This is a genomic window from Sporosarcina sp. FSL K6-2383, assembly GCF_038618305.1.
Classification (GTDB): Bacteria; Bacillota; Bacilli; order Bacillales_A; family Planococcaceae; genus Sporosarcina.
On record NZ_CP152017.1, the window covers coordinates 330,076 to 343,344 of the forward strand.

The following is a 13,269-nucleotide window of genomic DNA, read 5'->3' on the forward strand; positions in this document are numbered from 1 at the left end:
TGAGCTAGTCGACTTCTTACTTCACCTCCTTCGGTCTACTTGTATGTTTCCTCGGCTTCGTGCACAAGATCTTGCAAGCCATCTGAATCGCCATCCAGATAGTTGGCTGGAAGCACTTTTCGAATAATCAAATCGTTTTCTGTCATTACTACTTGCACCTCTTCGCCTACTTCTACCTTCAAATGCGCCAACATTTCTGGAGAAAAAGTAATGCCACAAGCATCTTCCATTTGAACAATCTGCCGAATTTGAATGGTCATGTTCTTCCGCGTCCAATCTCGTTCCACAACAATCGCCTCCAATAGGATATGTTTGTACTGAGCGACCCATTTTCGTTTTGTATAACGTAGTAATGGTAGGAACACGGGTCTTCCTCTCTACCGATTTCCCGGGAAATACTGTAATTCACTTCTCCGCTGCTGTGTAGTATGCGGCCATTTCAGCTTCCGGTACCATGCCACCGCCTGTTGCCCAGACAAGATGAGTTGCGCCCGCCATATTAGCACCCACTATATGCTCACGAATGGTATGCACGGGACCCGTCATTCCAGCAAGTGCGGATGGCTCGAGTTTGATATTTTCCGTATCAGCAAGCTTTTTTAATAGCTTGAACAGCGTTTCGTCCGTGATGGTGTAACAGCCTGCTAGAAGTGGTTCCATGGTTTTACCGACAAAACCTGACGCCGTGCCGACTGCGAGCCCGTCCGCTACGGTTTTATTGTCGAGGCCAAAGTCTTGGACGGACATTTTGTCATGTAAGCCCGTCATCATCCCAAGCATCATACACGGGGAATGTGTGGGTTCCGCAAAAAAGCAATGCACATGGTCGCCAAACGCCAGCTTCAATCCGAATGCGACGCCACCCGGTCCCCCGCCAACTCCGCATGGTAGATAGACAAACAAAGGATGGTCTGCATCCACGGTGATTCCTTCCTGCTTTAATTGTACGGCTATCCTTTCCCCAGCAACTGCATATCCTAAAAATAGATCGAGTGAATTTTCGTCGTCGATAAAATGGCAGGTCGAATCTGCATCTGCTTGACGACGACCTTCTTCGACGGCTTTACTATAATCATCTGCGTACTCGATGACGGTGACACCTTTTTCACGCAGCATGTCCTTTTTCCATTGTTTTGCGTCTGCCGACATATGGACAGTGACATCGAAACCAAGCTTTGCGCTCATGATACCGATGCTCAAGCCCAGATTACCCGTCGATCCGACTGCAATTTTATGTTTGGCAAATAAATGACTAAATTTTGGCTCTGCAAACTTGGCGTAATCATCTTCAGATGTAAGTAAGCCGTGTTCAATCGCCAGCGTTTCCGCATGTTTAAGCACTTCGTAAATACCACCACGTGCTTTAATAGAACCCGAAATCGGCAAGGCATTATCTTGTTTCACAAGCAATTCTCCAGCTATTTCTATGTCGTAGTCATCTGCAAGTGCTTGTTTCATAGTTGGAATAATCGTGAGAGGTGATTCAATAATGCCTTTCGAAGGTCTAGTTTCCGGAAAAACTCGCTCGATATATGGGGCAAAATGTTTGAGGCGAGCTGATGCATCTTGGACATCCGATACGGTTATGCCTGTCTTCGGAATTCCGGTTGCTGTTGATTCCACTAATGGATTTAACCACAAAACTTCCTTGCGTTCCATCATCTGCTCGATAAGTGGTAGCTGATCTGCCCACTTATTCACTTCTGCTTCATCCAACACGGCCTTTCCCCCCTCTTATCCTCTCTTTATTATAGAACTCACTCCTAACTTATTCAAATATTCAAATATATATTTCGGCAAGAATTTCACTTCATCACGTACCGTTCAATAAGCTCTTTTGTCAGTTCAAATCTTGGATTGGTAGTATCATTTCCGCCTGCTTCAACATCTATCACAACCGTAATAATACGCCGACCATCAAAGATACCTGTACTGACAAAACAAGAACCTGCCTGATCTGTATAACCCGTCTTCAATCCATCGATTCCCGGAAAAGCTTGTGGCATACCCGGCAGCATTAAGTTTGTACTCCATAGCCGTGTTCCTTCACTTGTCGTATAGTCTGTCATGCTTGCGATATCCAGTACCTCTGGATATTTGGCAAGTAATTGTTGTGCTATCGTTGCGATATCCCTTGCAGACGAGAGATTTGTTTCATCTTGTTCTTTCCCGACATAATCGCCATCCAGCCCACTCGCATTGTAAAAAGTCGTCTCCTTGAGCCCGAAACTGTTGGCCTGCTTATTCATCAGCTCCACAAAAGCCTCTTCCGTTCCGCTAACCATTTCAGCAAGTGCCATCGCTGCATCATTCGCCGAACTGACAGTCATCGCAATGAAAAGCTCTTCCACTGTATACGAGTTGCCTGTTACCAAACCCAATTTAACTGCACCTGCTTGTTGTACCATCTGTTGCACATATTCACTCGGCTGATAGGTACTTTCCCATGTTAACGCCCCGTTATCCATTGCGTTTAGCACTACGTATTGTGTCATCAGCTTAGACATACTCGCAATTGGCAATGGTTGTTTACTATTGTCCTCATATAATACCTTTCCCGTCTCTGCTTCTAGTAAAATCGTTGCCTTCGCACTGCTATTCATATCAACTGCTTCGGAAATCAATTGCTTATCCTTCAATACAAAAGTGAGACTAAGCGCACAGATTACTATGATAAATCCTAATTTCTTCATTTCGTTCACACCTTTTCAATTCTATCCTTTCATTATGACCACTAAAAATGAAGAATTTTATAGAATAATTATGAAGAATTTCTTAAGTTTCTCTGCACACACCACTACCCTCTTTTCCGAATACAATAGACTAACGATGTGATGATGGGGGGGCGTTTGAAGGTTGGGGCAATGGGCCACAGCGGTTCGAGGAGGCGTTCCTACAGTCGATGCGCAATCAGTTCGACAGGTTCATTGCTAGCATTTGTTAGTAACAGACCATCAAAAACTCCGTGGAGGAGGAGTGAATTTCCTTTTCCACGGAGTTTTCCTTATTCAATCATGTTGGAGGCTTAAGTTATAATTTTGTCCGTACATCCCATAATTCCGGGAAGAAGCGATGGTCCAGCACGGATTTCAAATAGTTCACGCCGGACGAGCCACCCGTTCCCATTTTGAAACCAATGATTCGTTCAACCGTTTTCATATGACGGAATCGCCATTGCTGATGGCTATCTTCAATATCAACTAATTTTTCCGCAAGCTGATACAAATCCCAGTAATCATCGACATTGCGGTACACTTCAAGCCATGCATCCGCCACTGTCGAATCCCCTTGATAGGTTACGGAAAAATCGCGGGTCAGCAACTCAGGCGTAATCGCGAAGCCTGCTCTAGCCAGCGCGCGGATTGCTACGTCGTAAATACCGGGCGCACGATAGGCCTTTTCAAGTTCTTTTGCCAACTCTTGATCCTTCTCGTAAATTTTCAATATATGTGACTGCTTATAACCAAACGCAAACTCAATCAGCCGATTCTGATACGACTGAAAGCCAGATGCCCTGCCCAAGCTCCCACGAAACTCCATATATTCAGCAGGTGTCAACGTGGCCAGTACATCCCACGCCTGAATAATCTGTGTCTGCGTCCTTGACACACGAGCCAGCATTTTGAACGCTTCCGGCAGTTCGTCTTTTTCAATCAACTCAATTGCCGTACCCAGCTCATGCAAAATGAGCTTCATCCATAATTCACTTACCTGATGAATAACGATGAACAGCATTTCATCATGATGACCAGACAAGCGCTGCTGGCTCGACAGTAATTTATCAAGATTCAAATACTCACTGTACGTCATATTATCCCGAAAATCCGTGTGAATTCCTTTTTCAGTCATGCGCGTACCTCCGCAATACAGCACGCACCGGGCTACCATCGCCATCCTGTAACGGTAATGGCAACGCAATCAGCTCGTAATCCCCTGGTTCAACTGCACGGAGCACAATATTCTCCAAAATCATCACGCCATTATCATTGAGTGCATGATGCGCCTCCATTAGCTTGCTCGTTTCAGGGTCAACAGATGGCGTATCAACTCCAATCAACCGAACCCCGCGCTCTTTCAATAAAGGTCCAATATCTGCACGCAACACTGTAAAATTCTTTGGAAACACATTGGCATCGGGACGACTCCCCGTTTTCAATAAAATTCGTTCGGCGCCACCGAAATCGAGACCTTCCAACTCCGCGCGCCCAACACTTTCAGCTCCAGTCATATCAATCACTCGCGCACGGCCAATGTACAAATCAATCGGCAAATCAAGCACTTTCAATCCATTATCATCAAAGTGAAACGGCGCATCAATATGTGTCCCCAGATGTGCGCTCATTGTCATCTTACCAACATTAACGGAACCTGAATCTGTTTTAGCATATGCTACTTCATACGTAAACGGCGTGTCTCCTGGCCACTCTGCAATATTATTTTGAAGCGGCTGTGAAATATCAATCCATTTTTCTGTCATGCCACAACACCCCTTTGATTAGTGAATTTTTCATAGCGTTTGCTGTCCATAATAACTTTTAGTTTCTGCACCGTATGCCAAACGTCTTCAAAAGAATTATACAGTGCTACAGGCGCTAGTCGAATGCCATTCGGCGTACGAAAATCTGGAACAACTCCCTCTGCTTTCAGTGCTCTACAAATGCGGGCTGCTTCTTCGTGTTCAAGTAGAACATGACCCCCGCGCGAATCGTCAAGTGGATTGCCGATTGTAAACCCATATGCGGACAGTTCTTCCCGAATTAATTCCATCATATAGGCTGTGAGTTGAAGCGATTTGTCACGCACACGTTGTAGGCCAACTTCCTCAAACAATTCAAGCGCACCAATGACTGGCGCTAGACTAAGGACATGCGGTGTCCCAATCTGATACGCTGCTGCATCCGGTGCAGGGTCCATCACATGATCCATATCAAACTGCGACTCCTTTTTAGAGCCAAACCAGCCGGCTAACCCAGGTGCTGTACCGAAATGTTTGTCATGGACGAATAGGCCAGCAACGGAACCAGGTCCGCCGTTCAAATGCTTATACGTACACCAAAAAGCGAAATCCGTTCCCCAATCATGTAAGGCATGTTCAACCGAACCAACCGAGTGACATAAGTCGAAACCAATGGGAATGCCACGCTCATGCGCCGCCGCTGTCAGTCGCCCCATATCAAGCACTTGTCCGCTTCTGTATAACACCGCCGGCAAAACAATAAGCGCAATATCATCCGTCATCGCCGCAATAATATCTGCCTCATTCAAAAATCTACCGTCACGACTTTTGACGCGGACGAGATGTTCAGCAGGATTGTAGCCCTTTAAGGTGAGCTGACTTTTCAACGCATAAATGTCCGATGGGAAATTGAGTTCATCCGCGAGAATCTTTGTTTTATTGCCAGAAGGCTTGTAAAACGTTGCGACAAGCTGATGCAGATTTGTTGTGGTCGATCCTGTCGCGATCACTTCACTCGCTAGTCCCCCAACAAGCGGCGCCATCTTCTCCCCCACAGATTCTGACAGGTAAAACCACGGATTGTCCCCCTCCGTCCAGCCATCGATGCCTAGTGTTTTCCATGATTCTAGTAAATCATGTAGCGTTCGCTCTGCCCTTTTGGATAATAAACCGAGCGAATTACCATCCATATATATCGTATCCTTCAGCAGATAAAACTCGTCCCTGTACTTCGCAAGCTCGTCTTTATCGTCAAGCCCCTTTGCATAATCGACTCCGAACATCCCCTATTCCCCCTTATGAGAACTTTCAGTTTTCAAATAAAGCATACCATATTGTGAATGTACCTTGTAAATAGGTTTTATGACCGGCATGGAGCGTATTATGACCGCCATAGGTGAGTTTATGACCGTCTTGGACCGTGTTATGACCGGCACAAGCAGGCTTATGACCACCATGTCTATTTCTCCACAAAAAAAACCGACATTTCTGTCGGCTCCCTCAAAAATTATTTATTTAAACCAGCCCTTATCCTTAAACCGGGAAATGGCTTCAATTCGATTGCCCACCCCTAGTTTCTCTAGGATTGTAGAAATATAATTGCGCACAGTCCCTGGCGTTAAATACAACTCACCCGCAATTTCTTTCGTCGTTTTGCCATCTGCGACGAGTCCCAGCACTTGGCTTTCACGCTCTGTCAATGGATTCTCTGTTTCATCATCCCCATAAGCAATATCAACGAGCTCCGGCGCATAGATACGTCTACCGTCCATAATTGTCCGAATCGAACTAACTAGTTCTTCAATCGGACTGTCCTTCAACAAATAACCGCGTACTCCCGCTTTGCGTGCCCGTTCAAAATAGCCTGTCCTCGCGAATGTCGTCAAAATGATAATTTTGCAGTCCTCGCCTCGCAATGCCTCTGCCGCATCAAGCCCTGTCATTACCGGCATTTCAATGTCCATAATGCACACATCAGGTTGCTGCTCTTTCACTAACGCAACGGCTTCTTCCCCATTTTTCGCCATACCGACAACTTCCATATCCTCTTCTAGATTGAGCAATGAGCCTAGTGCCCCAAGCATCATCCCTTGATCTTCCGCTATTACAATACGTATCATGTCAATCAGCCTCCACAATATGTTTAATAATGGCAGGTACTCGAATCGACAACTTCGTACCCTCGCCCCCCTCAATACGGAGGCTACCGTTAATGAATTCGAGTCGTTCTCGCATCCCTTTTAACCCACTGCCAGGCGATGTCTCGCCGCCTCTTGTAATGCCAATCCCGTTATCTTCTACATTGATAACAAACTCATTTGTCAACTGTTCAAATGCAATCGAGCAAGATGTCCCATAGCTATGCTTGACAACATTTGTCACTGCTTCTTTCAGGCACATACTCAGCACGTTTTCGACGATTGCTGGGATATTGGTAAATGCCGGATCACCGACAACTGTGAAATCCATTTCAGCCGCCTTCAAAATTTGCTGAATCCGCATCAATTCATCCTCCAGCTTCACGGCACGCATGTCCTCCACTAACTCACGTACTTCCTTTAATGCTATACTGGCCGTCTGCCGTATATCATGCAACTCTTTTTCAGCTGCTTGTGGATTACGCGACACCAATTTTCCTGCTAGATCACTCTTCAAACCAATCAGCGATAACTTTTGTCCAAGCGTATCATGAAGATCACGAGCAATTCGTTGGCGCTCCTCCATGATGATTAATTCTGAAATACGTTCTTTCGCATCCTCCAATTGCCCCTCCAGGTTTTCACGCTTATTGCGGTTATACAAGTTGAACGGCAATAGAACTGTCCCAATGACAGAAATAAGGATGAAATGGACCTGCGGCAAAAACAATTCGATTTCGATGAAAAAACCTGCAACAATTGCACCTATCGTGAACGCAATATGAAGTCCGTAAATAATGAAAAAACCAACTGGATTACGGATGTTACCTATGAAAAACGCAGTAAATATAGATAAGTACACATAGCCAAATAATAGCGTCATCACAACATTAATGACCATTTCAAAACTAAGCCACATATAAACAAGCCCAGTTTTTGATTTGAATGAAAAGCGGAATGACAGAAAGAATAAGAACAACAGCGATATACCGATGGAAATTTCAATCGGCGATGATGACCTAAAAATGAAAAAGAACGGTAAAAAACAAAAAATCACCCACGCATAAATACTCAGCAATGGATTTTTCGGAAAAATACTATACCAGCTTTGCATATTATTCATTCACCATCCTGTCTTACTTCCATTATAGCAAAATAAACCAGCCACCCCGTAAAAGAGATGACTGGTCGGCAATTTATTTTACATCCAAGCTCGTGCGTTTTGGTTTCAAATCAATCGAAGCTCGTGCCGATTTCACAAGATGCTTAACTTCTTTGAAAGCAACAAACCTTTTTCGTTCTGGATCATAGAGGCGGAAGCGAATTGATTCCAAACTTGATTTGATTGTGATCGTCGTTGCCTGATGAAGAGGTGGCGTCGATTCATGTGCCAACTCCAAATTATAGTTCGGTACACGCGGCGCCAAATGATGCACGTGGTGGAAACCGATATTACCTGTCGCCCACTGCAATACACGTGGCAACTTATAATAAGAACTGCCATCAACAGCAGCTTTCACGTAATCCCAATCAGATTCTTCTTCAAAATACGAGTCCTCAAACGTGTGCTGGATATAGAATAACCAAATACCTAGCGCACCTGCGACGAACATAATAGATCCTTGAACAATCAAGAATGCCTGCCAGCCAACAAGTAAAATCATACCTGTATACAAACCAACAAGAATTGCATTCGTCAAATACGTATTGTTACGCTCTTTCTTCCGTGCATCCTTGCGATTAAAACGACTTGAGATGAGCACAAGATACAATGGACCAAATCCAAACATCACTAGTGGATTACGGTACAAACGGTAAGCGAAACGCTGCCATTTCGACGCTTCCACATATTCTTCAATCGTCATAATCCAAATATCCCCAACACCGCGTTTATCGAGATTTGAGCTTGTTGCGTGGTGGATAGAATGTTCACGTTTCCACTTTTCATAAGCAAACAGCGTCAAAACACCTGTCGCCGTACCAACAATATCGTTCAACTTTTTATTCTTGAAAAATGAACCATGCGTGCAATCATGGAAAATGATGAACGTTCGGATAACAAATCCTGATGCAATGACAGCAATTCCTAGTGTCAACCAAATAGACACGGATAGACTTTGATAGGCCAAAAACCATAATAGTAGAAATGGAGGTACCGTATTGACAATCTGCATAATACTTTTCTTTTGATCGGACTTCGCAAATGGGGCAACATCTTTATGCAACTGCTTCGTTTTTTCTTTACTCATGTTATCCTCCCTAGTTGGATGTTTTTTCGCTCACATATTTCTTACTCTCATAGTAAAGAACTTTCAAACTTTGCAGAAGACATAGATGTCATGAAAATCATATGATAACTGTCACTTCTTGTGAATAAATTCACAAATACTATCCGCCGGAGGCTTAACTTCATTCAGCTGGGGTTCGAACCCACACTGAATTTGATGGCATATTTAGCATTCATCCCATCATCTATAGAAGTGGAAGACTCCTGATGAATTAAGTTAAATAAACAAAAAGCCATCCTCATTTTATTTTAAGGACAGCTCTTCTTTACAGTTCATTCACTTCAACATGCCACCATCTACCTCAAGAATGATCCCATTAATAAAATCCGATTCGTCAGAAGCTAAAAACAAATAAGCATTTGCGATATCTTCCGGCTTACCCAGTCGTGTAAATGGCGTTAGCAATTTAATCTGCCCCATCACTTTCTCTGGAATCGTACCAATCATATCTGTTTCAATAAAACCCGGTGCGACTGCGTTGACATTGATACCCTTACGACCAAATTCTTTCGCCCATGTTTTCGTCATGCCAATGACCCCCGCTTTCGACGCCGCATAATTTGTTTGTCCTACGTTACCACCCGTTCCGGCAATAGACGATGTATTAATGATTTTGCCCTTCCCTTGAGCAAGCATTGCGGGCAAAAAAGCTTGCGTACAGTTAAATACGCCCGTCAAATTGACATCAATGACTTGTTTGAAATCCGCAGCGTCCAATTTTAACAGCATCGCATCTTTTGTAATGCCGGCATTGTTAATGAGGATATCTACTTTGCCAAACTTGTCAACGACCTGACCCGCTACCTCTTTAACATCATCGTTATCCGAAACATTTACTTTGAAAAAAGCCGTATCTACCCCTGCATCTCGCAATTCCTGTGCTTTCGCTTCCCCTGCTTGTTCATCAAAATCAAGAATTGCCACTTGTGCTCCCTGTTGCCCAAAAAGCGTGGCTGCAACAGCACCAATTCCATTCGCTCCACCTGTAATAACTGCGGTTTTATTCTGTAAACGCAACATAAGCTCCCCCATTCACATGCTAGTGTTTTTTTATCCCTCTAACTCTTCTAACGCTTTGTTAATCTTTGATTTCGTAATAGCACGGTGCGTAGCCTCCCACAATGCTTTTCCGTCCTCCAATAAAAACAGCTGTGGTGACTCATGACGTCTGCCTAAATTGCTTTCAATTTCAGCGGAAACAGGACGGTGATGTTGAATCTTCAAAAAATATTTGGGAATATCCGTTACCAACTCATCAAACTCTCGCAAAGCAGCCACACTGACTGGACAAGCTGTGCTATGTTTCAACATGAATAATCGTTGTTCCTGTGACTGTTCTAATACGGCTTGCCAATCTTGAATGGTCTCTAATTCTTTCATAAATTATTCATCTCCATTTCAAAGTGTTAGTGAAGCCAACATACTAAGCATAACATTTAGCTCTTTTTCCTTCACATCATTCATACATGAAATTTGGAGCCAATTCCTAGCGCGTAAATAACTGCTTTCATAATGAACACTGAAGCCATTCAAAAACAAGTTATCTCCCAGCTGTCTGGCAGAAAGACCGGCTGGCAGTACGATCGTTATAATGGCAGGAGATGCATGCTGTTGTTCAGCCAAAACTGTAAGTCCTACCTGTTCTGCGCCCTCCCTCACCTTACACGCTCGTTTTACAATCTTCGCAAACACTTCTTCTGGCTGCTCAAACTTTTGTAAAGCCACATCAAGTGCCGAAAGCAAGTTGGACGATTGCGTATAAGGAATACTCCCTGCTTCTGCATACGTACCCAAGTCGAGATAACGCGGTAATTCGTGACATGCGGCTATGTCTTCATTATGAAAGACGAAAGACAAACCTGTATAACTTAGCAGGCCTTTCCCACTTACCCCAGATGCAAATGTGACACCGGAGAGATCGATCGGCGTCGTCCCGATTGAACTAACACAGTCGACGGCAAGCTCAACATCCTGTTGTACACATAGTTTTTGTAAGGAAACTAAATCATTTAAGATACCTGTCGACGTTTCACAATGAACAACCCATAACCAACTATAGCCGCCTGTCCTTAACGCCTCCCGAATGTCCGCTTCATGATAGGATGCTCCCCATTCCATTTCGATTGTGTCAAAGTCCAAGCTGAAGCGCTGTGCATGATCGATAAGCCGCAACCCGAATTCCCCGTTAACAAGAATAAGCCCTTTACCACTACGGATACTCAATTGCGCCGCAATGACATCGTTTGCAAGAGTCCCGGTCCCCTGTAAAAGTTGAACGTATTTCGCCCCTGTCAATGATATTAAACTGTTTTTCACGCGTTTGAGCACGCCATCGAACTCGGACGAACGATGTGAAAATGGCTCTGCCATCATTGTCTTCTTCACATCTTCAGTAATTGTCGCAGGACCTGGTAAAAAATTGACATGCGGTTTTGAAATTCTTCCCGCAACCCCTGCCTCAAACGTCTCTTTCGTCAAATACATCGGTTGGAACGAAGCCTCTTCCGTACCTGTTAATTGAGCAAACGGCAAAAATCCAAGCTGACCATATAGTTTCTGTTCCCTAACCGTCCCAGATATAAGCGCCGCGTCATACCCAGCTTTTAAACAATACCGAACTAACGCTTGTGCAAGCCCCAGAAAAGCACGACCGTTGCGATATGCCGGCTCAATCGCCAAAAGCCTAATTTCCACTAGGTTTTCGATCTGAACGGGTAATTGTTGTTCTACTGGACCAATTTTCCCATCAAGCGAAAAGGGGCGCTTGCTTCTGATGGCAATCATCCCAATAACCCGACCATTCTTGACGCCAATAATATATGTATTTTCATCGTGAAATTTATCAATCAGTTTATGTGCCTCGTTAGGTTCGTGTTGTGGAATTTCTTCAGCAAACGTACGGTAATTCAGTTCATGAATTTGCTCAAATTCTGTAGATGTTTCTGCAATTTTATAGATCAATCCCATACAGTTACCCCCTTTTCAACAAAAATTTCGCTTTCAGACCTTCACGATGGGCAAATAAAAGCAGGGCAGCCAGCAAACAAGCGATAACGAATGCGGGAATACCGTATGAAAATAGAAGCACTAAAGTCGGCATCCATACAGCTGCGCTAAGTCCTGCGACCGTGAAGCTTTTAAGAAACGGATAAAACACAAGAAAAAGTCCGACAAATACAGCAAACAGAATTGGATTGAACGCCAGCATACCACCGATGAAAGTAGAAACCCCCATCCCTCCGCGAAATCGTAACCATATCGGATAGTTATGTCCTAACATGACGCCTAAAAGGGCAAGAAGTTCTATAGGTGCTTCGAAACCAAGCCACCTTGCGCTGATCACCGCGACTGCCCCTTTTAATGCATCTCCTAAAAAAGTCACCACAAACGCCTTTTTTCCCAATACACGTCCTGCATTACGCGCGCCCGGATTGCCGCTGCCTTGCTCGCGGATATTTTTCTTATAAAGGAACTTACTAATGATAGAGGCCGTCAATACATTGCCAAGCATGTATGAGCCTATTAATACGAGAGATAGTGTCATAATCGGTCCTTTACAATAAATCATTATTTTTTTCTAGTGTAGCATTTTTCCATGATATATAGCATTGTGCAACTATGCTTATTAAGGGAAATGGGATACAATAATTCACATCTGAAAGGAGGGGTTCTTATGCGTGAACTCTCACTCCGTCTACTCATCGCATTTATTCTTTGCATCGGCTTCGGTGTTGCGTTTGGCTACATTGCGAGTGCCATTGGTAACGAATCGATTGCCTCCTTTGACACGGCCATTATTGGCTTTGTTCAAGGACTGGAAACGCCATGGTTAACGACTGTCATGAAATTCTTTACGTGGATTGGCTCCGGTTATGTCGTTGTACCAATTGCTGTAATCGGATTTTCCGTGTTATATTTTGCACTTCATTACCGTCAACAAGCATTTCTATTGATTGCAGTCATTGCTGGATCTGTTATTTTTAATACCATCCTAAAAAATTATTTCAAACGAGAGCGTCCAGAAATTTACCGAATTCTGGATGCAAACGGCTTCAGCTTCCCAAGCGGGCATTCCATGATGGCATTCGCCCTTTATGCAATCATCGCATATATCGCTTGGCGCAATGTGAAAACGATGACGAGCCGTGTTGCTCTACTGCTGTTCACTGCCTTTATGATTATTATCATTGGCGTGAGTCGCATCTATTTAGGCGTCCATTACCCAAGTGATATTATTGGGGGATTCACAGTAAGCGCGCTATGGGTAACAATTGCGATTACAATCTATACATATTGGCGGGATAAGAAAAAACCACTTCGTATTTGAAGTGGTCTTTCTTGTCAGCACATATACGATAGGGTGCTATCCCTTCCTGTAAATGCCACG

The 13,269-nt window shown here is 44.0% G+C and carries 14 protein-coding genes; 1 reads left to right on the top strand and 13 read right to left on the bottom strand.

Annotation, left to right across the window (positions count from 1 at the left end; genetic code table 11):
* Positions 1-35 precede the first annotated feature (35 nt).
* The 13 genes from MKZ10_RS01805 to MKZ10_RS01865 form a co-directional block, all read right to left on the bottom strand.
* Complete coding sequence (locus tag MKZ10_RS01805) at positions 36-365, bottom strand: hypothetical protein (protein ID WP_342507346.1); 330 nt, start codon at positions 363-365, stop codon at positions 36-38.
* 40 nt (positions 366-405) lie between these two features.
* On the bottom strand, positions 406-1,719 hold the full coding sequence (locus tag MKZ10_RS01810; RefSeq protein WP_342507348.1) for a D-serine ammonia-lyase: 1,314 nt from the start codon (positions 1,717-1,719) through the stop codon (positions 406-408).
* Between the two features lie 86 nt (positions 1,720-1,805).
* Positions 1,806-2,693 carry a D-alanyl-D-alanine carboxypeptidase family protein gene (locus tag MKZ10_RS01815; RefSeq protein WP_342507350.1) on the bottom strand — a complete coding sequence of 296 codons (888 nt, stop codon included), beginning with the start codon at positions 2,691-2,693 and terminating at the stop codon, positions 1,806-1,808.
* A 337-nt stretch (positions 2,694-3,030) separates the two neighbouring features.
* Positions 3,031-3,849 carry a tryptophan 2,3-dioxygenase gene (gene kynA / locus MKZ10_RS01820; RefSeq protein WP_342507352.1) on the bottom strand — a complete coding sequence of 273 codons (819 nt, stop codon included), beginning with the start codon at positions 3,847-3,849 and terminating at the stop codon, positions 3,031-3,033.
* Positions 3,842-4,477 (bottom strand): arylformamidase, encoded by a 636-nt coding sequence (gene kynB / locus MKZ10_RS01825; protein ID WP_342507353.1) that lies wholly within the window; start codon positions 4,475-4,477, stop codon positions 3,842-3,844. Before kynB ends, kynA begins: the two co-directional genes overlap by 8 nt.
* Positions 4,474-5,739 (bottom strand): kynureninase, encoded by a 1,266-nt coding sequence (gene kynU / locus MKZ10_RS01830; protein ID WP_342507355.1) that lies wholly within the window; start codon positions 5,737-5,739, stop codon positions 4,474-4,476. The genes kynB and kynU overlap by 4 nt, the downstream gene beginning before the upstream one ends.
* A gap of 228 nt (positions 5,740-5,967) precedes the next feature.
* Positions 5,968-6,576, bottom strand: a complete 609-nt coding sequence (locus MKZ10_RS01835; protein WP_342507357.1) for a response regulator transcription factor — start codon at positions 6,574-6,576, stop codon at positions 5,968-5,970.
* 1 nt (position 6,577) lies between these two features.
* Positions 6,578-7,708, bottom strand: coding sequence for a sensor histidine kinase (locus MKZ10_RS01840; protein WP_342509961.1), 1,131 nt, complete (start codon positions 7,706-7,708; stop codon positions 6,578-6,580).
* A gap of 82 nt (positions 7,709-7,790) precedes the next feature.
* On the bottom strand, positions 7,791-8,843 hold the full coding sequence (locus tag MKZ10_RS01845; protein WP_342507359.1) for a fatty acid desaturase: 1,053 nt from the start codon (positions 8,841-8,843) through the stop codon (positions 7,791-7,793).
* A 315-nt stretch (positions 8,844-9,158) separates the two neighbouring features.
* Complete coding sequence (gene fabG, locus MKZ10_RS01850) at positions 9,159-9,899, bottom strand: 3-oxoacyl-ACP reductase FabG (RefSeq protein ID WP_342509963.1); 741 nt, start codon at positions 9,897-9,899, stop codon at positions 9,159-9,161.
* Between the two features lie 33 nt (positions 9,900-9,932).
* Positions 9,933-10,262 (bottom strand): bacillithiol system redox-active protein YtxJ, encoded by a 330-nt coding sequence (ytxJ, locus tag MKZ10_RS01855; RefSeq protein ID WP_342507360.1) that lies wholly within the window; start codon positions 10,260-10,262, stop codon positions 9,933-9,935.
* Positions 10,263-10,280: 18 nt separating this feature from the next.
* Entirely contained in the window at positions 10,281-11,849 is a 1,569-nt protein-coding gene (locus MKZ10_RS01860) for an aminotransferase class V-fold PLP-dependent enzyme (protein WP_342507362.1), read from the bottom strand.
* 4 nt (positions 11,850-11,853) lie between these two features.
* On the bottom strand, positions 11,854-12,393 hold the full coding sequence (locus MKZ10_RS01865) for a glycerol-3-phosphate acyltransferase (RefSeq protein WP_342507364.1): 540 nt from the start codon (positions 12,391-12,393) through the stop codon (positions 11,854-11,856).
* 162 nt (positions 12,394-12,555) lie between these two features.
* Between MKZ10_RS01865 and MKZ10_RS01870 the strand changes: the two genes are divergently transcribed.
* The gene (locus MKZ10_RS01870) at positions 12,556-13,209 is read left to right on the top strand and encodes a phosphatase PAP2 family protein (protein WP_342507366.1); all 654 of its coding nucleotides are present in this window, start codon (positions 12,556-12,558) and stop codon (positions 13,207-13,209) included.
* Positions 13,210-13,269: the final 60 nt, after the last annotated feature.